At 61.2% G+C, this 22047-nt stretch carries 21 protein-coding genes; 11 read left to right on the forward strand and 10 right to left on the reverse strand.

The features are described 5' to 3' along the window. Window positions 1-113 precede the first annotated feature (113 nt). Window positions 114-923 carry an SDR family NAD(P)-dependent oxidoreductase gene (locus ACZ51H_RS15095; RefSeq protein WP_464802926.1) on the forward strand — a complete coding sequence of 270 codons (810 nt, stop codon included), beginning with the start codon at window positions 114-116 and terminating at the stop codon, window positions 921-923. A gap of 187 nt (window positions 924-1110) precedes the next feature. Here the strand turns inward: ACZ51H_RS15095 and ACZ51H_RS15100 are convergent, their stop codons facing one another. Then, complete coding sequence (locus ACZ51H_RS15100) at window positions 1111-1773, reverse strand: TetR/AcrR family transcriptional regulator (protein ID WP_464802927.1); 663 nt, start codon at window positions 1771-1773, stop codon at window positions 1111-1113. A 123-nt stretch (window positions 1774-1896) separates the two neighbouring features. After that, window positions 1897-2367: an Lrp/AsnC family transcriptional regulator gene (locus ACZ51H_RS15105; protein ID WP_464773164.1), complete on the reverse strand. Its 471-nt coding sequence runs from the start codon at window positions 2365-2367 to the stop codon at window positions 1897-1899. Between the two features lie 94 nt (window positions 2368-2461). Between ACZ51H_RS15105 and phhA the strand changes: the two genes are divergently transcribed. From phhA to maiA, 5 genes are read left to right on the forward strand one after another with little or no spacing between them, the layout of a single operon-like run. Next, window positions 2462-3325, forward strand: coding sequence for a phenylalanine 4-monooxygenase (phhA, locus tag ACZ51H_RS15110; RefSeq protein WP_464802928.1), 864 nt, complete (start codon window positions 2462-2464; stop codon window positions 3323-3325). Window positions 3326-3330: 5 nt separating this feature from the next. Further along, window positions 3331-4362, forward strand: coding sequence for a 4-hydroxyphenylpyruvate dioxygenase (gene hppD, locus ACZ51H_RS15115; protein ID WP_464802929.1), 1032 nt, complete (start codon window positions 3331-3333; stop codon window positions 4360-4362). A 7-nt stretch (window positions 4363-4369) separates the two neighbouring features. Continuing rightward, window positions 4370-5671, forward strand: coding sequence for a homogentisate 1,2-dioxygenase (hmgA, locus tag ACZ51H_RS15120; RefSeq protein WP_464802930.1), 1302 nt, complete (start codon window positions 4370-4372; stop codon window positions 5669-5671). Continuing rightward, on the forward strand, window positions 5671-6969 hold the full coding sequence (gene fahA, locus ACZ51H_RS15125; protein WP_464802931.1) for a fumarylacetoacetase: 1299 nt from the start codon (window positions 5671-5673) through the stop codon (window positions 6967-6969). Before hmgA ends, fahA begins: the two co-directional genes overlap by 1 nt. Beyond that, entirely contained in the window at window positions 6966-7610 is a 645-nt protein-coding gene (maiA, locus tag ACZ51H_RS15130) for a maleylacetoacetate isomerase (protein ID WP_464802932.1), read from the forward strand. Before fahA ends, maiA begins: the two co-directional genes overlap by 4 nt. 18 nt (window positions 7611-7628) lie before the next feature. Here the strand turns inward: maiA and hsh3 are convergent, their stop codons facing one another. The 3 genes from hsh3 to ACZ51H_RS15145 are packed head-to-tail and all read right to left on the reverse strand — an operon-like array spanning window position 7629 to window position 9957. Then, window positions 7629-8348 (reverse strand): 7-beta-hydroxysteroid dehydratase Hsh3, encoded by a 720-nt coding sequence (gene hsh3, locus ACZ51H_RS15135; RefSeq protein WP_464802933.1) that lies wholly within the window; start codon window positions 8346-8348, stop codon window positions 7629-7631. A 26-nt stretch (window positions 8349-8374) separates the two neighbouring features. Then, window positions 8375-9136 (reverse strand): SDR family NAD(P)-dependent oxidoreductase, encoded by a 762-nt coding sequence (locus ACZ51H_RS15140; RefSeq protein ID WP_464802934.1) that lies wholly within the window; start codon window positions 9134-9136, stop codon window positions 8375-8377. Window positions 9137-9192: 56 nt separating this feature from the next. After that, window positions 9193-9957, reverse strand: a complete 765-nt coding sequence (locus ACZ51H_RS15145) for an SDR family oxidoreductase (RefSeq protein ID WP_464792959.1) — start codon at window positions 9955-9957, stop codon at window positions 9193-9195. 117 nt (window positions 9958-10074) lie between these two features. On the opposite strand from ACZ51H_RS15145, the gene ACZ51H_RS15150 reads away from it, so the two are divergent. Beyond that, window positions 10075-10947, forward strand: coding sequence for a helix-turn-helix domain-containing protein (locus ACZ51H_RS15150; protein WP_464802935.1), 873 nt, complete (start codon window positions 10075-10077; stop codon window positions 10945-10947). A gap of 98 nt (window positions 10948-11045) precedes the next feature. Here the strand turns inward: ACZ51H_RS15150 and ACZ51H_RS15155 are convergent, their stop codons facing one another. The 3 genes from ACZ51H_RS15155 to ACZ51H_RS15165 are packed head-to-tail and all read right to left on the reverse strand — an operon-like array spanning window position 11046 to window position 13952. Continuing rightward, window positions 11046-11987: a haloalkane dehalogenase gene (locus ACZ51H_RS15155; protein ID WP_464802936.1), complete on the reverse strand. Its 942-nt coding sequence runs from the start codon at window positions 11985-11987 to the stop codon at window positions 11046-11048. A gap of 2 nt (window positions 11988-11989) precedes the next feature. Continuing rightward, window positions 11990-13165 carry a sulfotransferase family protein gene (locus ACZ51H_RS15160; protein ID WP_464792961.1) on the reverse strand — a complete coding sequence of 392 codons (1176 nt, stop codon included), beginning with the start codon at window positions 13163-13165 and terminating at the stop codon, window positions 11990-11992. 40 nt (window positions 13166-13205) lie between these two features. Then, complete coding sequence (locus ACZ51H_RS15165; protein WP_464802937.1) at window positions 13206-13952, reverse strand: SDR family NAD(P)-dependent oxidoreductase; 747 nt, start codon at window positions 13950-13952, stop codon at window positions 13206-13208. 143 nt (window positions 13953-14095) lie between these two features. On the opposite strand from ACZ51H_RS15165, the gene ACZ51H_RS15170 reads away from it, so the two are divergent. Continuing rightward, window positions 14096-14554: a nuclear transport factor 2 family protein gene (locus tag ACZ51H_RS15170; protein ID WP_464802938.1), complete on the forward strand. Its 459-nt coding sequence runs from the start codon at window positions 14096-14098 to the stop codon at window positions 14552-14554. Between the two features lie 185 nt (window positions 14555-14739). Continuing rightward, window positions 14740-15408, forward strand: a complete 669-nt coding sequence (locus ACZ51H_RS15175) for a TetR/AcrR family transcriptional regulator (protein WP_464802939.1) — start codon at window positions 14740-14742, stop codon at window positions 15406-15408. 18 nt (window positions 15409-15426) lie between these two features. Here the strand turns inward: ACZ51H_RS15175 and ACZ51H_RS15180 are convergent, their stop codons facing one another. Beyond that, on the reverse strand, window positions 15427-16428 hold the full coding sequence (locus tag ACZ51H_RS15180) for a cyclase family protein (protein WP_464802940.1): 1002 nt from the start codon (window positions 16426-16428) through the stop codon (window positions 15427-15429). A 523-nt stretch (window positions 16429-16951) separates the two neighbouring features. Between ACZ51H_RS15180 and ACZ51H_RS15185 the strand changes: the two genes are divergently transcribed. Next, a complete protein-coding gene (locus ACZ51H_RS15185; protein ID WP_464802941.1) occupies window positions 16952-19513 on the forward strand; it encodes a TonB-dependent receptor in 2562 nt (853 codons plus the stop codon). A 98-nt stretch (window positions 19514-19611) separates the two neighbouring features. Further along, on the forward strand, window positions 19612-20115 hold the full coding sequence (locus ACZ51H_RS15190) for a lipocalin-like domain-containing protein (RefSeq protein ID WP_464802942.1): 504 nt from the start codon (window positions 19612-19614) through the stop codon (window positions 20113-20115). Window positions 20116-20344: 229 nt separating this feature from the next. On the opposite strand, the gene ACZ51H_RS15195 is transcribed toward ACZ51H_RS15190, so the two are convergent. Further along, window positions 20345-22033 (reverse strand): FAD-binding protein, encoded by a 1689-nt coding sequence (locus ACZ51H_RS15195; RefSeq protein WP_464802943.1) that lies wholly within the window; start codon window positions 22031-22033, stop codon window positions 20345-20347. Window positions 22034-22047: the final 14 nt, after the last annotated feature.

The raw sequence follows: 22047 nt of genomic DNA on the forward strand, positions 1-22047 counted from the left end.
CAGACGTATCGGTCTGGCGCATCCTGTCATGGCTTGAAATCCATATTCTTGCCTTGACTCGTTATGGAACTCATCGATACCCATTTCCCGAAATATGGAAAGGATGAGGAATAATGGCGCGTTTGGAAGGCAAGGTCGCGATCGTAACGGGAGCAGGCCGTCAGGGTAATATCGGCGTGGCGGTATGTGACGCATTCCTGCGGGAAGGTGCGCGCGCGGTGATCGCTACCGATCTTCGTACCGACGAAGCAGTCAGCAACGAGATGGACGGAAAGCATGGTGCGGGCCGGTTCAAGCTCGTCACGCAGGATGTGACGTTGGAAGCGGACTGGGCCAAGCTGGTGTCGACGGTCATGTCGGAATTCGGCGCGATCGACGTTCTGGTGAACAATGCCGGTATTTCCATCCATGGCGGTATCGAAGCTACGTCGTTGGAGGACCTGCGCACGGTTATGGCTGTCAATCACGATAGCGGCTTTCTGGGCATGAAGCATTGCGCGCCTGCTCTGGCCGATGCCGTGAACCGCTTTTCGGGCGGTGGTTCGGTGATCAATACCGTGTCCATGGCGTCTCACATGCCCAACGCCCATAACCTCAGCTATCATGTGTCGAAGGCGGCGCAGCGCATGTTGACCATGTGCGGCGCGATCGAATTTGGCCCCAAGCGCATCCGGGTCAATTCAGTGCATCCGGGGCAGACGACGACGCCGCTGCTGAAGGAAGGTTATGAGGGATATGTACAGCTTGGCCTCTACGAGTCGGCGCAGGCGGGTATTCAGGAGCTGGTGAACATGTGTCCGCTGGGCATCGAAAGCTTCCCGGAAGATACGGCCCATGCCTTTGTCTATCTGGCGTCGGATGAGTCCCGCTTTGTGACTGGGGCGTCCATCTATCATGACGGTGGACTTGGCCGTCAATATTGAGCGGCTATGACGAGGGGCGGCCAAGGCCGCTCCTTATCGCGCTTTAGGTTGTGTGGGGATTCAGCCCATGACGGCCTGCAAATGGGGACTTTCTGCGCTTCCGGTGCTCACGTACTGAAGTACGCTGCGCGCCGGTTCTCGAAATTCACCATTTTCGCCTCGCCCTGAACTGAATCGCCACACAACCTTAAAGGGTGCAGGCGTTGTCCGCTTTGGGCATCAATCCCTGCGCGATCAGTTCTGCCACGCGTCGCGCCTTTGCATCGGCTTCTTCGTCGGTCAGCGGTTCGACCGTGCCCGCGGAAACGGCGTCGACCATGTCCTGCGACAATATCCACAGGAACATCGACGAGACCTCTTCGCAGTCGACGGGCCGGATAAGCCCCCGCGCCCGTAGGCGTTCCAGATAGGAGCGAAGGGGGGTCTGCTGGCGCAGGGTCCGTGCCTCCCCCATCGCATCGCGGAATTCCGGGAAACGCAGTCCTTCGCGCATGCTGATCGCGGTGACGGCATGCGCAGCCCTGGTCCGGGTGCTGCGCATGATCATGCGAGCCCACTCGTAAAGGCCCTCCACGGGGTTATCTCGATCGAGCAGGCGGAGATCGGCGGCCATGTTCCGGTCGGCAATCCGGTCCAGCACGGCCCGCAACAATCCCGGCTTGCCGCCATATTTGGCATAGATGGTCTTTTTCGAAACGCTCGCGCGCTGGGCGATCAAGGTCAGGGTGGCGCGTTCATAGCCGAGTTCTATCAACGCCTGTTCGGCCGCTTCGAGCAAGGCTTCCGCGCGTTCTTCAATCTCTGCCGCGCGCGGCCGACCTGCGCCGCTTCGCCTATTTCCCTGGTGCATGATCCTTGCTTGGCTTGATCGGCCGCCAAGCGCAAGACCCGGCCGCCCACGAAAAAAGCGTCCCGCTTTGCCCCGGGAGGCGGGACGAGACGCTCCTGACGGTCGCAGGCCGCTTCCTGCTGCTCACACGGGTAGGGCGGTCGTATATTTGGTCATCGACAGGGCAAAATGGGACGCGGCGCTGGCGACGGACGGATGGCCCAGCAATGTGTGCATTAGGAACAGATTATAGTCCGCGACGTCGGCAACCACGATGCGGAGCAGATAGTCCCACTCGCCCGACATGGAGAAGCACTCCACGATTTCCGGGTGGCCATCCACGAAATCCTCAAACGCCTGCCTTGCGTCGCGCGCATGGCTGCGCATCCGGATGTTGCAGAGCACATTGACGCCGCGATCGACCTTTTCCGGGTTCACGAGGCGGACTGCGCTAGTGAGGATGCCGGCCGTTTCCAGCGCCTTTATCCGGCGCCAGCATGAAGCGGTAGAGGCGCCGACCTGTTCGGCCAGTTCGGCATGGCTGACCGTGGCATCCTTTTGGAGAATCGAGATGATCCTGCGGTCAATCTCATCAATCTGACGAAAATCTTTCATGTTGTGGCCTGACGTGATGACTTGGTTTCTTAAACTCGCCGATTTTGCATGAAATTGAAACCCTCTCACATGGGGGCCGTGTCATAACCTTCAGATGGCTGCCTCAACCATCGAACGCCCCGCAGGCGCTGCGGAGGATTGGACGATTTCTCAGGACTGGGGAAGCTATACGCCCCAGGAGCATGCCGTTTGGGATGAGCTGTTCGCCCGGCAGGCGGCCCTGCTGCCGGGCCGGGCGGTGAAGGAATTTACGGACGGTCTGGACATTCTGCGGATCGCGAAGCCGGGCATTCCCCATTTCGAGGAATTGTCCGAACGATTGATGAAGAGGACAGGCTGGCAAGTCGTCGCGGTGCCGGGGCTGGTGCCGGACAGGACGTTCTTCCAACATCTGGCGAACCGGCGTTTTGTGGCGGGACGCTTCATTCGCAGGCCGGATCAGCTGGATTATTTGCAGGAGCCGGACGTTTTCCATGACGTGTTCGGCCATGTGCCGCTGCTCGCCCATCCGGTGTTCGCCGATTACATGCAGGCCTATGGCGAGGGCGGGCTGCGCGCGGACGGCATGGGCGCGATCGAGAAGCTGGCGCGCCTTTATTGGTATACGGTCGAGTTCGGCCTGATGCGCGAGGGGCCGGACCTAAAAATCTATGGTGCGGGGATCGTCTCTTCTCATGGCGAGTCCCTGTTTGCGCTGGATGATCCATCGCCCAACCGGATTGGTTTCGACCTGAAGCGGCTCATGCGCACCAAATATCGGATCGATGATTATCAACAGTCCTATTTCGTCATCGACAGCTTCGATGACCTGCTGCGCCAGACAGTCGAGACGGACTTTGCCCCGCTTTATGAAGAGCTGAAGCAAGAGGAGTCCATAGAGGCGGACGAAATCATCCCTCAGGACCAAGTCTTCAGCCGGGGAACGCAGGATTATGCAAGATCAAGGAAAAGAGGGTGATACAAATGGCTGACAATCCATTGGGCCTCAACGGGTTTGAATTTGTCGAATTTACATCGCCAGACCCCGATGCAATGGCGGCGCAGTTTGAGCAATTGGGTTTTGTCCCGACGCATCGTCATCCTTCCAAGAACATCACGCGGTATAAGCAGGGTCGCATCAACCTGATGCTGAACCGGGACGATGCGGGGCGGGTCGCGGCGTTTCGCGGCGAGCATGGCCCGTCGGCCAGCGCCATGGCCTTCCGGGTGGCAGACCCGGACGCAGCGATGGCGTGGGCGCTTGAACATGGCGCGCAGCCGACCGAGGAGGATGATACGGTCATTCAGGGCATTGGGGGATCGTATCTCTACTTCGTCAGGGACGGCGAAGATCTTTATGAGAATTGGGCGGAGTTCCCCGGATGGCGGTGGGCGGAGACCGCGAACAATGTGGGTCTCGATATGCTCGACCACCTGACGCACAATGTCCGGCGGGGACATATGCGGGTGTGGAGCCAGTTCTATCGCACGCTCTTCAATTTCGAGGAACAGAAATTCTTCGACATCAAGGGACAAGCTACCGGGCTATTGAGCCAGGCCATGATCGCACCGGATCGGGCGATCCGAATACCGCTGAATGAAAGTCAGGACGACAAGAGCCAGATCGAGGAATTCATCCGCCAATATCATGGCGAGGGCATCCAGCATTTGGCGCTTACCACGGATGACATCTACGCGACGGTGGAAAAGCTGCGTGCGCGAGGCGTTCGGCTGCAGGATACTGTCGATACCTATTATGAGCTGGTCGACACACGCGTGCCCGGACATGGCGAGGATCTGGAGCGGTTGCGGAAGAACCGGATACTCATTGACGGTGACGTGGAGCGAGAGGGCATATTGCTCCAGATCTTCACGGAGAATATGTTTGGGCCGATCTTTTTCGAAATCATCCAGCGGAAAGGCAATGAAGGTTTCGGTAACGGCAATTTTCAGGCATTGTTCGAAAGTATTGAGTTGGACCAGATACGGCGCGGCGTAATCACTGTTGACGAGTGAGGCTGACATGACGCTTTGCGGTTTCGGCAATGTCCATTCGACAGAAGCGGTGCCGGGGGCGCTGCCAATTGGGCGTAATTCGCCCCAGCATGCGCCTTATGGCCTCTATGCCGAACAGCTTTCGGGCACGGCCTTCACCGCGCCCCGGCACCAGAACCAGCGGAGCTGGCTTTACCGGATGCGGCCATCGGCGGAGCATGGTCCGTATCAGCCTTATGAAGGTGCGCGGCTTTTGCGATCGGGGCCGCTTCCTGACGGTCTCATGTCGCCGAACAGATTGCGGTGGGACCCGTTGGGCATGCCGGAAGCGCCGACTGATTTCATCGACGGGCTGGTTACCTATGCGGTGAATGGCGACGTGGTGCAGGGATTGGGTTGCGCCGTTCATATGTTCGCCGCCAATCGGTCCGTGATCGACCGGGCCTTCTTTTCTGCTGATGGCGAAATGCTGATCCTGCCGCAGCAAGGGGCGTTGCGGATCGTGACCGAAATGGGTGTCCTGACGGCTGCGCCATTGGACATGGTTCTGATACCGCGGGGCGTGCGTTTTCGTGTCGAACTGCTCGACGGGGCAGCGCGGGGATATGTCTGCGAAAATCACGGGGCGGCCTTTCGATTGCCGGAACTTGGGCCGATCGGGGCGAACGGGCTTGCCAATGCGCGGGACTTTGAAGCGCCGGTGGCGGCCTATGAAGATGTCGAGCGGCCGTTTGAGATTGTGCAGAAATATATGGGGTCGCTCTGGACGAGCAGGGCGGACCATAGTCCGTTCGATGTGGTCGCATGGCACGGCAATCTTGCACCGTTCCGCTATGACCTGCGCCGATTCAACACGATGGGAACGGTGAGTTATGACCATCCCGATCCATCGATCTTCACGGTCCTTACGTCGCCCAGCGATACGCCCGGCACGGCGAATGTCGACTTCGTGATCTTTCCGCCGCGATGGATGGTGGCGGAGGATACATTTCGGCCGCCCTGGTTTCATCGCAATGTCATGAGCGAATTTATGGGCCTGATCGAAGGGGAATATGATGCCAAGGCGTCCGGATTCATGCCCGGCGGCGCGTCGCTCCACAATTGCATGTCCGCGCATGGGCCGGATGTCGAAAGCCATGGCAGGGCGGTTTCGGCTGAGCTCGCCCCGGTGAAGGCAGACGCGATGATGGCGTTCATGTTCGAAAGCCGGTTGCCCTATGCGCCTACTAGATGGGCGATGGAGACGCCGCTGCTTCAGCGCGATTATGATGGCTGCTGGAAGGGCTTTGCCAAGGCGCAGCTTCCTTCGCCGCCGGAGGAGGAGCGCTGATGAACTGGTGGGAATGCGATGAGACCCATGATCCCGCGCTGACCAGTTGGGTTGAAAGCGCGCAGGGGCATAGGGACTTTCCGATCCAGAATCTGCCTTTGGGCATCTTCGCGCCGCGTGAGGAGAATGCGCGGATCGGAGTGGCGATTGGCGACATGATCATCGACCTGCGAGCTTGCGCGGAAGCGGGGCTGCTTGGCGGGAATTGGGAGGAGGTCTGCGCGGACTCGGTGTTGAACCGGATGCTCGCGCTTGCGCCGGAACAGAGGCGAGCTCTGCGGTGGCGGATCAGCGCATTGCTCTCCGACGTTACGAACCGTGCGGCGGTGGAGGCGATGCTCTATCCATCAGGCGAAGTTAAGATGCAGTTGCCCGCGCGCATTGGCGATTACACCGATTTCTATGTGGGCATTCATCATGCGAACAATGTCGGACGACAGTTTCGGCCCGATAATCCGCTGCTCCCCAACTATAAATATGTGCCCATCGGCTATCATGGCCGTGCGTCGTCCATACGCCCGTCCGGCGTGCCGGTGCGGCGGCCGTGTGGACAGCGCAAGCCGCCAGATGCGCGGGAGCCTGTTTTTGGCCCGACCGCGCGGCTTGATTATGAGCTGGAGCTGGGTGTCTGGATCGGGACGGGCAATGATCTGGGCAGCCCGATCCCGATCGATGAGGCGGGGGATCATGTTGCCGGGTTCTGCCTTTTGAACGACTGGTCTGCGCGGGATTTCCAGGCGTGGGAATATCAGCCGCTTGGGCCGTTTCTGGCGAAGAATTTCCAGTCGACTATCTCACCCTGGGTCGTGACGGCCGAGGCCATGGCGCCGTTCCGCATGGCTCAACCTGCTCGGCCGGAGGGTGATCCGCTGCCATTGCCCTATCTTTCTTCGGATGCGGATCAGCGACATGGGGCGCTTGCCCTGACGCTGGAAGTATTCATCCAGACGCAGCGCATGCGGGAGAAGGGGCAGCCGCCATTTCGCCTCAGCACCGGGCCAGCCAGCAATATGTATTGGACGGTCAACCAGATTGTGACGCATCATGCGTCCAATGGATGCAACCTCAATCCGGGTGACCTGTTGGGCACGGGTACGATCTCCGCGCCGGGGCGGGAGGGTTATGGCAGCATGTTGGAACTGACCGAAGGCGGGCGAGAGCCGCTGATATTGCCTGATGGAGAGAAGCGTTCCTTTGTCGAGGACGGCGACGAGATTTTCCTGCGCGCGACGGCTAACGCGCCGGGTTTCGTTTCGATCGGCTTTGGCGAATGCCGGGCCGTGGCGATGCCGGCATGACCGCGCCTGTCACCCTGCACGGATATTGGCGGTCGTCCGCCGCCTATCGCGTGCGCATCGCGCTGAACCTCAAAGGCGTCGACTATGTTCAGGTCAGTCATGACCTGCGCGCGGGGGAGCAGCGGGACGCCGATTACCTCGCTATCGCGCCTCATGGCCTGGTGCCCGCTTTGGAGGCGGAGGGTAGGACCCTCATAGAAAGTCCCGCCATCCTCGAATGGATCGACGGCAAGTGGCCCGAGCCGCCTTTGCTGCCCAACGATGCGGATGAAGTTGCGGTTGTGCGTGCGATGGCGGCGTTGATTGGTTGCGACATCCATCCTCTCAACAATCTGCGTGTCCTCAACCGATTGCAGAGCCAGTTTCACGCATCCAAGGATCAAGTGAAGGAGTGGGTGAGGCATTGGATCGCGGAGGGTTTTGCGCCGCTTGAGCAGTTGGTCGCGCGGCATGGGGCGGGCTTCGCTTATGGGAGCGGACCGACATTAGCCGACTGCTATCTTGTGCCGCAGCTTTATAATGCTGGGCGGTTCGGGGTCGATTTGTCGCCCTATCCCCGATTGGTGGCGGCGGGAGAGGCTGCCCTGGCGCTGCCTGCTGTTCAGGCGGCGCATCCGGATCGGCAGCCGGATGCGGGTTAGCCTAACTGTCTCGAGACCTTAGTTGCCGTCCAGATGCGCGAAGTCGAACTGGCTCGTCGGGATGATGTCGATGCGCGAAAAGTCGATGAAGCCCGCGCAACTTTCCGCCATGTCCTTTGTATTGCGCGCGAATTTTTCCTCATCGCCCACCGCGTCGAAGAAGGCGGGGGAAACGGTCATCGCTTCGGGCGAGAAGCATTCCTCGACAAAGGCGTCATAGTCGGGCGCGTCAGGCGTTAGCGCACGGACGATGATATTCTGGACATATTCGAAGTTCGCCTGCGTATCGATGGCGACGCGGGTGTGGTGACTGTGCCAGTGCGCGACGGCATCGTCCCAGCTCATGTCGGAACGGAAGGAGATGAAGCTGGCCTGCGACCAGCCCCAGGTGCGCGCCCCCGCCTGCGGCACATGATCCCGGTTGGGGATGATGGTGGATTCCGCAACCAGCCATGCCGCGAACCGGCCGCTATGTTTGGCCATTATGCTGTCGATAGGGCCGCGGAAATGGGCATTGGCGGTGGGCAGCCAGAATTGCACAAGCGCGTCCTGCTGCGGCTGTTGCCATGTCTGCAGGAGTGGCACGGCGGGTTCCACGGTTGCGTCGCGGACATTGAGGCGGATCGCACTGGCGCCCGCTTCCCTGAGTGCGGCGGGAAGTGTGGCTTTCAATCGTTCCGCATAATCGGCGCGGCTTGCGCCCTCCGGCGCCCAAAGAGCATAGATCAGCTTTTCCATTCAGATCTCTCCATCAATCTTTCAGGTCAGTCGAAATTGGCCTGTCCGCCATCGAGCGGAATGGTGGCGCCAGTCAGATAGGACAGGTCCGATCCGCACAGGGCGACGATGGCCCGACCGATATCTTCCTCCAGCCGACCGATGCGGTCGAGCGGGATGGTGCGGAAGAAGGCCTTTGCCTCTTCGGGATTATTTTCGATCCACCATTTGAGGCCCGGCGATTCAGCATGCGGCGCGATGGTGAGGACGCGGATATTCTGGCGCCCCCATTCCGCCGCACCCGCGCGCGTCAGGACGCGGGTCGCCTGCTTCACCGCGCCGTAACAGCCATAGCCGGTCATGTCCCAGCGGATGCCAGCGGACGAGGCGAAGTTGAAAATGGTGCCGCCGCCGCGCGACGCCATATGGGGACGCACCAGCTTCATCAGGCGGAAGGAGGCGAGCGGGCCGGATTCAAATCCGGCGAGGAAAGCCTCGTCCGTCACTTCATCGAGCAGGCCGAGCGGCACTTCCTGCGCATTGTTGATCAGGATGTCGATGCCGCCCAGATCGGTAACTGCCCGGTCGACGGCGGCGGCGAGATCGTCCGCGTCCTTGACGTTACAGGAGACGGCGACGGCGCGGACGCCGCGTTCCTGCGCAAGCTGCGCGGTTTCCTGCACCTTCTCAAACGTCCGCCCGGCGAGGAGCAGGTTGACGCCTTCACTGGCGAGGGCGAGGGCGATGCCCTGCCCAATGCCCTGTCCCGCTCCGGTTATCAGGGCAACCTTGCCTTGCAAAGCCGACATCGCTGTTCCTTTCCTTGGCCTATTTCTGTTTATCGTGGGCTGCCGCCCCTTTGGCGTCAGACTTGCTGAGGCCGCAATATCGCGTCGCTGCCGCCGTCGATGAAGATCAATTGGCCGAGAAGATAGTTATTTTCCATGTTGAGCAGGAAATCGAGCAGTTCGGCAATGTCTTCGGGTCCCGCATAATCCTTGATCGCGATCGGATTGCTCTGGTTGATCAGCTTGACCATTTCCGGTTGATCGAGCAGCGGCGTCGTCATCGGCGTCTTTACGACGCCCGGCCCGATGCCGTTCAGCAGGATGCCTGCGCCGCCCCATTCAGGTCTTACCGCTGCACGGCGCATCCAGTGGGACAAGGCGTTTTTCGACGTGGCATAGGCGTTGCCCCCGTCGGCGGCCATGGCGTCAAGCGCGGCCTGTTCCTTATCGGCTAGGCAAAGTTCGACCACCTTGCTGTTCGACGGCAACATGGCGGCGGTGGAGCAGATGGCGACGGCGCGGGGCCGGGCGGATTTCGCCAGCAGGGGTCGTAGTCCTTCCAGCGTTGCGACCGCGCCGAAATAATTGATGGCGATGGTTTCGCGGTCCATATCCTGACGTGAGATGCCCGCGCCTGCAAGCACGGCATCGATGCCATCGGGCGCAAGGCGCGTCACCTGATCGACCATGGCGGTTCGGCCTTCGACGGTGCCCAGATCGGCATCGATGTCGGAATTGCGCAGATCGACGCCAATGACGCGATGGCCGCCACGTTCCAGCCTGTCGCGGGTGGCGGCGCCGATTCCCGATGCAGCGCCGGTTACGACTATGGTTCTGCTCATGAAACACTCTCCATCTTTTGCTTTGTTGCGTTGTAGATGGCAGTTTTTTCTGCGCATAGCCAGTGCTTGTTCTCTCGGTCGCATGAGATTATCGTTGTGGTTATGACGCAGCAGCTTTTGACCGATGCCAAAGCTACGCCGAGCGGCCATGGCGGGCCGTGGACGGTGCTGGCCTCTGCCGTCAGCAGTGCTGCGTGTGTCGAACTTCGCCGTTATGAGCTGCCCCGGCCCAATGAGATGTGGGAACTGGACGAAGCGCCGATCCTGTCGATTGTCATGCCGCGCGCCGAAGGTACGCAGGGCGAGATCATGTTCGATATGGGTGACCGGAGGCGGCACAAGGTTGGCCGCCTGATGTTGCGGCCCGGTGGCATCGCGATGCATTCGCGGGGCGATGGGGGCACGCTGGACATATTGACCTGCCGGTTCGACCCGGTGCGCTTTGCCGCTGTAACGGGATTGTCGGACTGGGACTCGCGGCGGTTGAGCCGGTGCGCGGCGATCAACTCACCTGTGCTGATGGCGCTGGCGGAGCGGCTGAAGCAGGAAACGGTGACGCCGGGCTTTGGCGCGGAGATGGCGGTTGAGGCGCTGGTGCAGCTGGCGATGGTGGAACTGGCGCGGCTGTTCCGGCGGGCGCGGCAGGCTGATGCGGCGCAGGGTGGCCTTGCGCCCTGGCAGCTTGCGCGGATTGAGGAAGCACTGCGGTCAAGCGATGGGGAATGGCCGACGACGCAGGCGCTTGCCAGCCTGTGCGGGATCAGCCGGTCGCACCTGTCGCGATCCTTCGCGGCGACGACGGGCATGGCGCTGTCCGACCATGCCGCCGCGATCCGGATGGAGCGGGCGCAGGACATGATCCGGGGGGGATTGCTGCCGATGAACCGGATCGCGGAAGCGTTGGGCTTTGCGACGGCGAGCGCTTTCAGTGCCGCGTTTCGGCGGGCTACGGGGCTGACGCCGCGCGCGTTCCGGCAGGGGTTTCATTAGGGGTGGTAACTGGAGTTCGCACTCAATTGCCGTTCGTGTCGAGCGAAGTCGAGACACGGTGTGCTCTCGCTTCTCGATTGCGCTCGAAGCGAACGGACTTAGTGATTGGCCTTTAGAAATTCGATCAGCACCTGCGCGAGTGCTGCGCCTTGATCTTCCTGGACGAAATGGCCGCCATTGGAGATGCGGGTGTGCGGCTGGCCTTCTGCGCCGGGGATGCGGCGTTGGAAGATCGCTTCCCAGGCAATGGTGGCCGGGTCCTGATCGCTGAAGGCGGTGAGGAACGGCTTGTCCCAGCTTTCGAGGAAGCGCCAGGCGGCGCGGTTGGCCTCCAGTCCTTCCGCGCCTTCGGCGATCGGGATGCCGCAGGTGATTTGCAGCATGCCCTTTTTGTAGGCGGCGTCGGGGAAAGGCGCGGCATAGGCGGCGAGCACCTCTGTCGGAACATCGGTGACGCAGGCGCGACCGACGAGTAAGTCGAGCGGCAAGTCTTCGCTGGTGCGGCAGGTTTCGACCCAGGCGGCGATCTGTTCTCCGGGCCAGTTGGGGACGCCGAGCGGCGGCGGGTCGCAATTTTGCAGCAGCGTATTGGTGGCCAGGACAGCGCTGAAGCGCTCGGGACACTCGGACAGGACGCGCAAGCCGATGGGGCCGCCCCAATCCTGACAGACGAGGGTGACGCCGCGCAGGTCGAGTGTTTCGATAAAGGCGCGCATCCATTGGACGAAGCGGTCGAAGCTGTAATCGGCGCGAAAGGCGGGCTTGTCGGATTTGCCGAAGCCGATCATGTCGGGCGCGATGACCCGGTAACCGGCCGCCGCGACCGGGCCGATCATGTGGCGGTAGAGATAGCTCCAGGTCGGATTACCATGCAGCATGAGGACGATAGGGGCGTTCCGATCCCCTACGTCTACATAATGCATGCGGAGCGGCCCCAGGCGGGCATCCGCCACCTCCACATAATGGGGCTCGAAGTCATAGCCCGGCAGCGCATCGAAGCAGGCTTCGGGTGTGCGCAATATGCCAGGCCGGACTTCCATCGTCAGGAAATGTAGCGTTCGCGATAAGTGGCGAATTCGCGCTTGATCGCTTCTTCATCCAGGCCGAAGCGTTCGAGCGAATAATCGTGCATCGGGCGCTGCTCACGCTTGTTGCCCGCGAGGAATTCGGCAAGCACTTCCCCAAGCTGGGCATCGACGGGGATGCCCATGCGGGAAAGGACGCGTTCGGCCTGCGCCATCGGTTCCTTGCCGACTTCGCGATAGTCGATGTCGATGAAGCGGTCCTCGCCGATCCGTTCACGCGCCGTTTCGAACATGCGCATCCATTCGACGAGGCGCGGGAACCAGAAGGCACCGACTTCCGCGTCGGTGAGGGTGGCGCTGAGCTTGTAAAGCGCGGCCTGCATGGAGACGTATGAGGGGACGGTCTGCAACGGATCGCGATGCGTCATGATGAGCAGCGCGTCCGGGAAAGCCTTTGCCGCGACCTCCGCATAGGGGAGGTTGGAGGGGCTCTTCAATATCCACTTGCGGCCCTTGCGCGAAGGGTCCTGCCATTGGAGATATTTGAGGACTGTCTTGAGGTCCTCATGTCCCTTGGACTGGTCGTAAGTGTTAAGCCAGCGGGTGAAGCTGGGCACATAATTCATGCCCTCGATCATCGTGCTGACGAACATCTGGCCAAGGACCAGGATTTCTTCGTCCGGCGCGTCGGGTTCGAGCGGATGGATGGACGCCAGTTCGGGTGAAAGCTGGAGCCAGCCGTCGATCATCGCCTGCGCATAGGCGCGGCGGTCCACCGGATTGCCGCGTTCTTCGCCGGGGAAGGGGGCGAAATTCTGCGCCTCGTACCAGCGCAGGCCCGTCATGCCCGGCGCGCTGGCGAGCAGGCGCTGGAAGATGGTGCTGCCGGTGCGCGGCAGGCCGAGGATGATGCCCGCGACGTCTACCTGTTCGTCAAGGATTTCAGGGTGGCGCTTGATGTCCTCCACCATGCGCAGGCGGCTGACCAGGCCCTTGACGATCACTTCCGTTGTCGAAGCGCGCCCGGCCGGGGTCAGGCGTCCTTCGCGGTTCGATGCTTCGATGAAGTGATCCATCGGTTCGAAGAACCATTCGTCCCCGAAGTCGGCGAGTCCTGCCCTTTCACGCGCCTGTTGCAGCAGCGCCTCCCGTTCGAGGGGCTGGGTCGGGATCTGGTCGGGCTGGGTCGCCATGGTCGTCACTCTTCTTCAAAAAGCTTGGGGTTGGATAGGATCAGCCTGCGGTCTGGCCGCCGTCGACGGGGAAGGCAACGCCGGTGATGCGCCGGGCCTCTGGTGATGCCAGAAAGGCGACGGTGTCGGCGATGTCATCGGTGGTCGCCATTGCGCCGCTGTCGAGCCAGGAAGCCGAACGCATGACCATCTGCCAGTCGATATTGTCCGGCGGGGTCTGATGCAGCATCGGCGTGTCCACGCCGCCCGGACAGACGGCATTTACGCGCACGCCTTCCTTCGAAAATTCCAGCGCCAGCGCGCGGGTCAGACCGACTACGCCGTGCTTGGACGCGGTGTAGGCCGAATTATAGGGTACGCCGACGAGGCCAGCAGCGGACGCCATGTTGACGATATTGCCGCGGCGCTGAACCAGGTGAGGCATAGCGGCGCGGCACATCTGATAGACGCCGGTCAGGTTGACGGAGATGACGCGGTCCCACCGGGTGCGGTCGACATCTTCGAAGCGGCCGAAATCCAGCACGCCAGCGATGTTGCAGAGGATGTCGAGCCCGCCATGAAGTGCGACCGCGCGATCAACTATGGCCTGGCAGGATGCTTCATCCGCGACGTCGAGCACGAGGGCGGTAGCCGCCGAACCGATGGCCTGTGCCGTCTCCTCTACACCCTGCGCGTTGCGATCGCCGATGATCACCTTGGCGCCGTCGGCCGCCAGCCGCTTTGCCACCGCCAGACCGATTCCCGAAGCCGCGCCGGTCACGATCGCCGTCTTGCCATCCAGACGCATGCTACCTCTCCTTAACCTGTCATTTTGTTGGTTGATGCTTGCGTCAGTTTGCTACGCAATTCAAGGCTCATACACGGAAAAACTTGACAAGCGCGAACCCGACGGGCCTGTTTCGGTTTATAAAATCAGAAGGAGGATGTCTGATGCTGTCGCTTCAGGAAATATCGGATCGGCTGGAGATTCAGGATCTTCTGTCGCGCTATAGCTATGCCATTGATGAGCGGAACTGGGATGGGCTGGACGACGTCTTCACGCCCGACGCGGTGATTGATTACAGCGAAACCGGCGGCGCGAAGGGCAGTGTCGCTCAGATCAAGGCATGGTTGCCCGTGGCCATGGAGCGATTCCCGCTATTCCAGCATATGGTGGCAACGACCAAGCTGGAACTGGACGGGGGCACGGCGCGCAGCCGGACCGTTCTTTTCAATCCCATGGTCTATAAGGGCGAAGATGGCGCGGAGCAGGTGTTCTTCATCGGCCTCTGGTATCGCGACAAGCTGATCCGCACCGACAAGGGGTGGAGGATCGCGGAACGATATGAGGAAATGGGTTACGCCCATAATGTGCCGGACATGCCGCCCGTGCCAACGGTCGTGGCATGAAGGCGCGCTAAGCGGCCTCCAACTTGTGCCCTGATCGGGTCCCCGCCCGGGATCCGCTGTCGGAAGCATTCTTGCGCGTTCCGCCACTATCTGGACCGGTCAATATATCCTATAGCCGAGCGTTAGAGCTGCACGGCGTTCGTGCGGGTTCATGGTGCCAGGCCAAGGGGGGACGAGGCCAGTCGATGATCAGCAGCGAGGCGGAAAAAAGGGTTGAGGGGGCAACGCGGCGGGTAGGCAGGCCCAATGCGCGCGAGGCTGAGCTGAAACAAGAGGCAATGCTGGAAGCGGCGCTGGAGGAATTTTCGAACCATGGTTTCCATGGTGCCTCGGTGCGCTCGATCGCCGAGCGCGCGGGGGTATCCACTCGGACGGTCTATAATCGCTATACCGACAAGGTCGCGTTGTTCGAAGCCTGTCTGGAAATGTCGGCCATCCGTCATCACTTCCCGGGGGATTGCAAGGGCACGCTGCGTGAGCAGCTGATGCGCTACGCGCTGCATGTAAGCACCCGGATAAACCATGACCGGCAGGTCAGGCTGGCCCGCATCATCTATCGCGAAAGCATCAGCTTTCCTCAACTGGAGGACGTGTCGCGCCGTCAGTTCGAGCGGTTCCAGCTTGATCCGTTGCAGCAGATTTTAAGGGAGCATGGTTTCAGCAAGCCGCGTGCTGAAATGCTGGCTGATTTGTATGTCGCCCTGCTGCTACGGCGGTGGCAGTATCGCGTGATCTATAATACAAAGGCCATGACCCCGGCACAGATCAAGGCCAATGCCGAAACCGTGACAAGCCTGTTCCTGAACGGCGCAGGCGCAATGTTGAACGAGGATAGCGCCGCAAAGAAGAACTGACGCGGTTCCGGTTAGCCCTCATACGGTCGCGATCGGCGTCACGGGTGAACCAACACTGCCCGGCAGGCGGAGGGGCGGCGCGGTGAGCAGGAAAGCATGGCGCTTTCGTTCATGCAGCCATGCGGCCAGTTGCTCCAGATACCAAAGCTCGCCCAGGAAAATTCCCTGCCGGAAAAGACATAGGTCGTGGATGGGCAGGCGGATGGGGGGTGGTTCAGGCGAAAGGATGAGGTCGAGCGCCTCGATCGCGATATTGTCGGAGCAGATGGCGGTGATGCCGCTATCGACGATCCATTGGAGCAGGCTTTCGTCACGGCCGTCCAGCGCGCACCCCGCCATGGCCAGCGGCGTATCCTTGCCGCTCGCTTCCCGGTCGAGAACCATCCGGTCGACGCCGGTATAGAGGAGCAGGAAGTCGCCTGTACGCACCTCCACGCCCTGTGCATCCATCGCGCGCAGCAGATCGTCGCGGGAGATGGGCCGGTACTCCGTGCCATAGGCGGCTTTCAGGTTCACCATGACGCCGCGACCCTGCACGCCCGCCATCGCCAATGTCTCTATGCCGAGCGCGCGGGCACAGTTCTCGCCAGCCGGGCCGTGGGGTCCGCCGATATGATCGCCAGCGCGGAAGCCGTTATAATAGACCAGCTCCGCTACGCCGTCGCCGTCCGCATCGAAGGCGCGACCGCGATGTGACAGCGCGTCCCACTGCGTGGAATGCTGGGTGTAGAGCAGGACCCGGTCATCGCAGGTGGATTCTTCGCCATTGGGGTCGAGGCGGTTGTACATTTCGCCCTCCTCATCGCAGGCTGCGCTGAGCAGCGGAGGGCGACGAAAAGGCGCGAGGGGAATGGTTGGGACGTTGAGCGGCAGGCTGAGCGTGAAGGCTATGCCTTCGACGACTTCCGCCATGGCGGCGCGGCGGCGTTCGGGCGTGATCAGGTTCATCCGGCCGATTTGATCATCCTCACCGAAATCGCCCCAATTCGACCCTTCGGGCCGGTGCACCCAGCGCGGCATGTTCACTCTCCTTTATGCTATCCGGGCAGGGTAAAGCTGTCCGATTACCCGACGCAAGCCTTCGCGCGTTAACGGCCTGTCCTGGCGTAGGGAAATTACCACATGAGAGGCAGTTTGATCTGCTTTTCAGTGGACGGAAGATTGGGATGTTGGCTTCAAAATAATGAATGAAATGCAGAATTGACAGCGGTTGAGATATTGATTTCACAACATGTCGTGTTAATAGGCCTGTGAAAGTGAGTGCTTACACAACACCCGGCGAACGGGGGTGGGGCACGGGCCTTAAAAAGGGGGAGTTAGAGTGCGGCCTGCATGACATCGTGAGATGAACGCATACGAAGACGCCGCGGCACCATTCATTTCGAACATCGACGCGCCAGCCTGAACCATCGCCATGTCGGCGGAGGCGGGGCTGTTTCGGCTCTGTGGCGCTGATCAGCTTAACCAAAAAAACACAGTGGAGAGGATCGGGGTGGCGGTGAGAACGCCGCCAGCCCTGCATCATATGCATAGGAGAGTGTGAATGTCGTCTGTTATCCGCGCGCGGCGGCGGTTGCCGCTGCTTGCCACCAGCATGATGGCTGGTGTTGCCGTTACAATGTTTGTGCCGGCGGCCCTGGCCCAGGCCGAAGCGCAGCCGCAGGGCGCGGACGAGAATATCGGCCTGACCGACATCGTCGTGACCGCCAACCGCCGCGAGGAACGCAATCAGGACGTTCCGATCGCGATCACCGCGCTGTCCGCCGACCGGCTGGAGCAGCAGGGCATTGCCAAGGAGCAGGACCTTCAGGCGAGCGTTCCGTCGCTGGTCGTTGGCCCCAACGGACAAGGGTCGCGCGAGTCGCAATCCTTCACCATTCGCGGCCAGGGCGCCACGTTCCAGGCATCGCCGGGCGTCGTCGTTTATATGAACGAAGTGCCGCTGCCCGCTGGCATCACGCTCAGCCAACAAGGCGGACCCGGCAACTTCGTGGACCTGGAGAATTTGCAGGTCCTGTCCGGCCCGCAGGGTACGTTGTTCGGCCGTAACACGACCGGCGGCGCGGTGCTGCTGGTGCCCAAGAAGCCGACGAACGAGTTTGGCGGCTGGATCAAGGGCGAGATTGGCAATTATAACCGCCGATACGTCGAAGGCGCGGTCAATGTCCCGGTGATCGAGGACAAGTTGCTGGTCCGCGTCGTGGGGGCGTTCCATGATCGCGACGGCTTTACGCGCGATGTCGTGTGGAACAAGGATCGCGACAACGAACATTGGTATTCCGGTCGCATCGGCATCACCTTCAAGCCCACCGAGACCATCCAAAACTATACGATGATCTATGGCTCGAATTCCAAGAACAACGGCGCGGGCTTTATCCACAATGGCTTTAACATCGCCGGTCTGTCTGCGCTTAACCTGTGCTATGAAGGCGCGACCATTCCTGGCGCTATCGCATCGTGCGATGTCTACCGCGCCGCGTCGGCACAGGCGAACGCACTAGGGCCGCGTCAGACCGCTTTGGGCATTGATATCTTTTCGCGCACCAAGACCTGGGGCGTTTCCAACACGACCGACATCGAGTTGAGTGACGAACTGACGTTGCGCAATATCGTCAGCTTCCAGAAGTTGAAGCTGGATTATGCCTATGACAGCGACGGCACGATCCTGCAGCAGCACGACGTCGATCCCAATCGCCTGCCTGCACCGGGCCGAGTGGTTTTGCCCGGCGACAACACGCCGCTCACCTATTTCAACGCATCCGATCCGGGCTTCCCGCGCGACGACTTGAAGCAGTTCACGGAAGAACTACAGTTGCAGGGTTCCGCGCTGGACAAGCATCTGACCTACACAGTCGGCGGGTTCTATTATGACCAGCGCCCAAGCGGCAAGCAGGTTGGCGCCGCGATCGTTTACTGCCCGGCGGCGTTCACCGGGACAAATGTCGGCACTCCGGGCATTGCCGTGTGCCCTGCGAACTACAGCACCTACGGCACGACCCAGACGTCCAAGGCGCTTTACGCTCAGGCAACGTTTGATTTCGGGGCGGTGTCACCTGCTCTGGAGAGCCTGCGCCTGACCGGCGGCTATCGTCACACCTGGGACAAGATCCGTGGTTTCTCCACTTCCTTCTTGCCGCAGATCGGCGGGACGACCGCAAAATGTGGATCGACCAGCGCCATCGTGCCGATCGGTACTGCGCTTGCGGATTGCACCTACACCGCGGAACTGAACAGCAAGGCTTCGACCTGGCTGATCGGCCTTGATTACAAGGTGATGCGCGACGTGCTGCTGTTCGGCAAGGTGAGCCGTGGGTACAAGGCGGGCGGCTTCAACCAGCAGGCCGTGTTCACCACTACCCGCACCTTCCAGCCGGAAACCGTCACATCCTATGAAGCTGGCTTTAAAGCCGACTTCCGGATTGCCGATGTTCCGTTCCGCCTGAACACCAGCGCCTATTTGCTGGACTATAAGGACATTCAGCGGGCGGGAGCGGACTATAATCCGGCGTCGGCTGCTGGCGGCGCGGTTGTCCGTAATGCCGATGCGCGGATCAAGGGCGTCGAAGTCGAAGCTTCGATGCAGCCGTTCAAGGGTCTGGAGATCGGCGGCAACTTCAGCCACACCGACGCGAAGTACAAAAATTACGAGTTCACCACGTCCACCGGCGGTTTCGGCTGTAACGGCGTCGTGGCGCCGGGCGGCACGGTGGACCTGAGCTGCCTGCCCTTCCAATATGTCTCGCCTTATATCTGGAGCATTCATGCCAATGCTACGGTGCCGGTGGGCGACGACATGGGTGAGTTGAACTTCTTTGCGAACTATTCGCACAGCTCGCGTCAGTATACTGATCCCGGCAACGTGCCCGCGCTACAGCCGGGCGCCTATCTGGAACCGTTCGGTTTGCTCAACATGTCGCTTGACTGGAACGGCGTTGCGGGCAGCGGGTTCGATGTCGGCCTGTTCGTCACCAACGCGACCAACAAGCTCTATCGGATCAGCAACAGCAATGTGTATCAGCAGGGTGGGTTGTTGTATCAAACGAGCCTTTATGGCGAACCCCGCATGTACGGGCTGCGCCTGAAATATCGCTTCGGCGGAGAATGATCAGGGAGGGCCGGGGAAACCCGGCCCTTTTTCTTTGTGGACATGCGAGGCGCGGGAGGCATCATCGGCGGTAGAATGAACCGGAGAGAGGACGAGAAATGGCTGTGAACGGATTGCCCGAGCGGCTCACCCGCCCGGACATGAGCGCGCAAGAGGCCTTTGCCGCCTTTGTTGGCGGGTGGCAGCTGGTCCTGTGGACGACTTTTCATGCCGATGGCACGCGCGACCATCCGTTCGGCACCGATGCCGTCGGCCAGATCATGTACAGCGCCGACGGACATATGAGCTGCCACCTGATGCAGGCGAACCGGCAGAGGTTCGGTGAGCCCAGCGTCTATCAGGTGAGCGACACGGCGCTTGGGGCGTCGATGCGCGGCTATAGCGGCTATTTCGGGCGCTTTTCGATCGATGCGGAAGCGGGGATCATCACACACCATGTCGATGGCGCATGGTATCCGGACTGGATCGGATCAGACCAGCCACGCCATTATGCGTTTGAGGGCAACCGGCTGTTCCTGGAGGCCGCGATTGGCGATGATCTGGTGCGGATCGAATGGCGGCGTGTGGTTACGGATGTGGCTCGGGCGATGGGCGGTGCGTGATCTTCTTACACGGAAGCATCGTCATTAAGGCTGCTTTTCCGTCACCCCGGGTTTGACCCGGGGTCCCGCTGCCTCGGCAGCGTCAGATAAGAAGCGGGACCCCGGATCAAGTCCGGGGTGACGATCACTTAAACATGATTATGCTCCAGCCTTCAGCTCCCCGCTGAAAAAATGGCGCACAAGCTGCCGTTTCCGGTCAGCCGCGCGCGCCATTTCTCCATTGTCAGGATCAGGCGTTCCCGCCCGTCATGTCGCGAGCGGCGACATAGGCGAAGGTCATTGCGGGGCCGATGGTGACGCCTGCGCCGGGATAGCTTTCGCCCATGGCTGAGGCGGCGTTGTTGCCGACCGCGTACAGGCCGGTGATCGGCGCGCCTGTGTCGTCCAGAACCTGCGCCTTTGCATTGGTGAGCAGGCCGCCATTGGTGCCGATGTCGCCCGGATAGATGGGCATGGCGTAGAAGGGGCCTTTGTCGAGTGGGCGCAGGCAGGGATTGGGGCCGTGGCGGAAGTCGCCATACATTTTGTCATAGGCGGCTTCGCCACGGTGGAATTCGGGGTCTTCGCCCTTGGCCGCATGGGTGTTGAACTGGGCGATGGTGGCCGAAAGGGCCGCAGGATCGATGCCGATCTTGCCTGCCAGTTCCTCGATAGAGCGGCCTTGTTTCAGGATGCTGCGCACGCCCTTGTTATGGATGAAGGTGGGCATGAGCGGATAGAGCGGACCCATCGGGAATTTATGGCGATAGGTGTGGTCGAAGATCATCCAGCTGGGGCTGGCGTCATTATGTTCCGCTTCCCGCCGGGCCATTTGCTGGCCGACAATATGGTAGGAGGCGGCTTCGTTGAGGTAGCGCTTGCCGCTCTGGTTGACCATGAGGCAGCCGGGGAGCGCGCGCTCGACGGTGCAGAGCCGTCCCCGATCCTCGCCGGGCACGTAGAAGACGGGCGCGGCCCAAGCCGATTGCAGGTTCAGCATGTTCGCGCCGACAGCTTCGCCTGCGCGGATCGCGTCGCCGGTGTTGCTGGTGACGCCGCCCGAATAGCGCGAGGTCGGATAGAGGGGCGAATTGGCGTCGCGCATCGCCTGATTCTTGTCGAAGCCGCCAGCGGCGAGGACCACGCCCTTGCGCACGCCGATGCGGTAGGGCGTGCCATCCTTTTCGACCACGGCGCCGGTGACGCGGCCACCTTCGCGGACCAGTTCGCCAAGCGGGGTGTTGAGCCACACGGGCACGCCCGCCTTGTCGAGCGCCATGCGCAGGCCGCCGGTCAGCGCATTGCCGAGCGTCAGGCGGCGATCCTTGCGTGAAGTCAGGCGGAAGGGGAGGTCGAGCCAATAGCGCGACATGTTGACGACGAGGTTCTTTATCCAGCCCTTCGTGCGGTAGAGCAGTTCGCTCGTTTCGCTGAAATGCCAGTTGAGATAGCCGAACAGGCTGGCCGCAGGCGAGGCGAAGCGCAGGGTACGGATTTCCTTGCCGAGCGGCTTGCCATCGATCGGCATGGGCAAATGGGTGCGATAGCCCTGCGCCGATCCGCCGGGATTTTCCGCATGATAATCGGGATAGGGGAAGGCCATGTACTGGACCGGCGTGTTCGCCATGACCCAGCGCAGCATGGGCGCGGCATTATCGACATAGGCGCGGATATTTTCGTCGGGGACATTGTCGGCGGACAGGCCGCGCAGATAGGTGAAGGCGTTGTCGAGATTATCTTCAAAGCCCGCCGCCCTGGCGACGTCGCTGCCCGGAATCCAGATGCCGCCGCCCGATGTGGCCGATGTGCCGCCCCACAGGTCGGCCTTTTCAACGATCAGCACGTCTGCGCGGTTGTTCGCGCCGACGAGGCCCGCGAGCAGGCCGCCCGCGCCCGACCCCACCACCAGAATGTCGACTTCCTTGTCCCAATTGCTCATTATAGCCCCATTCC

The organism is Sphingobium sp. TomMM15, from assembly GCF_055397045.1.

What these genes read in the sequence shown, in the direction of transcription:
- ACZ51H_RS15095 (WP_464802926.1), top strand. Translation starts at nt 114, where the DNA reads ATGGCGCGTTTGGAAGGCAAGGTCGCGATCGTAACGGGAGCAGGCCGT.
- ACZ51H_RS15100 (WP_464802927.1), bottom strand. Translation starts at nt 1,773, where the DNA reads ATGCACCAGGGAAATAGGCGAAGCGGCGCAGGTCGGCCGCGCGCGGCA.
- ACZ51H_RS15105 (WP_464773164.1), bottom strand. Translation starts at nt 2,367, where the DNA reads ATGAAAGATTTTCGTCAGATTGATGAGATTGACCGCAGGATCATCTCG.
- phhA (WP_464802928.1), top strand. Translation starts at nt 2,462, where the DNA reads ATGGCTGCCTCAACCATCGAACGCCCCGCAGGCGCTGCGGAGGATTGG.
- hppD (WP_464802929.1), top strand. Translation starts at nt 3,331, where the DNA reads ATGGCTGACAATCCATTGGGCCTCAACGGGTTTGAATTTGTCGAATTT.
- hmgA (WP_464802930.1), top strand. Translation starts at nt 4,370, where the DNA reads ATGACGCTTTGCGGTTTCGGCAATGTCCATTCGACAGAAGCGGTGCCG.
- fahA (WP_464802931.1), top strand. Translation starts at nt 5,671, where the DNA reads ATGAACTGGTGGGAATGCGATGAGACCCATGATCCCGCGCTGACCAGT.
- maiA (WP_464802932.1), top strand. Translation starts at nt 6,966, where the DNA reads ATGACCGCGCCTGTCACCCTGCACGGATATTGGCGGTCGTCCGCCGCC.
- hsh3 (WP_464802933.1), bottom strand. Translation starts at nt 8,348, where the DNA reads ATGGAAAAGCTGATCTATGCTCTTTGGGCGCCGGAGGGCGCAAGCCGC.
- ACZ51H_RS15140 (WP_464802934.1), bottom strand. Translation starts at nt 9,136, where the DNA reads ATGTCGGCTTTGCAAGGCAAGGTTGCCCTGATAACCGGAGCGGGACAG.
- ACZ51H_RS15145 (WP_464792959.1), bottom strand. Translation starts at nt 9,957, where the DNA reads ATGAGCAGAACCATAGTCGTAACCGGCGCTGCATCGGGAATCGGCGCC.
- ACZ51H_RS15155 (WP_464802936.1), bottom strand. Translation starts at nt 11,987, where the DNA reads ATGGAAGTCCGGCCTGGCATATTGCGCACACCCGAAGCCTGCTTCGAT.
- ACZ51H_RS15160 (WP_464792961.1), bottom strand. Translation starts at nt 13,165, where the DNA reads ATGGCGACCCAGCCCGACCAGATCCCGACCCAGCCCCTCGAACGGGAG.
- ACZ51H_RS15165 (WP_464802937.1), bottom strand. Translation starts at nt 13,952, where the DNA reads ATGCGTCTGGATGGCAAGACGGCGATCGTGACCGGCGCGGCTTCGGGA.
- ACZ51H_RS15170 (WP_464802938.1), top strand. Translation starts at nt 14,096, where the DNA reads ATGCTGTCGCTTCAGGAAATATCGGATCGGCTGGAGATTCAGGATCTT.
- ACZ51H_RS15175 (WP_464802939.1), top strand. Translation starts at nt 14,740, where the DNA reads ATGATCAGCAGCGAGGCGGAAAAAAGGGTTGAGGGGGCAACGCGGCGG.
- ACZ51H_RS15180 (WP_464802940.1), bottom strand. Translation starts at nt 16,428, where the DNA reads ATGCCGCGCTGGGTGCACCGGCCCGAAGGGTCGAATTGGGGCGATTTC.
- ACZ51H_RS15185 (WP_464802941.1), top strand. Translation starts at nt 16,952, where the DNA reads ATGTCGTCTGTTATCCGCGCGCGGCGGCGGTTGCCGCTGCTTGCCACC.
- ACZ51H_RS15190 (WP_464802942.1), top strand. Translation starts at nt 19,612, where the DNA reads ATGGCTGTGAACGGATTGCCCGAGCGGCTCACCCGCCCGGACATGAGC.
- ACZ51H_RS15195 (WP_464802943.1), bottom strand. Translation starts at nt 22,033, where the DNA reads ATGAGCAATTGGGACAAGGAAGTCGACATTCTGGTGGTGGGGTCGGGC.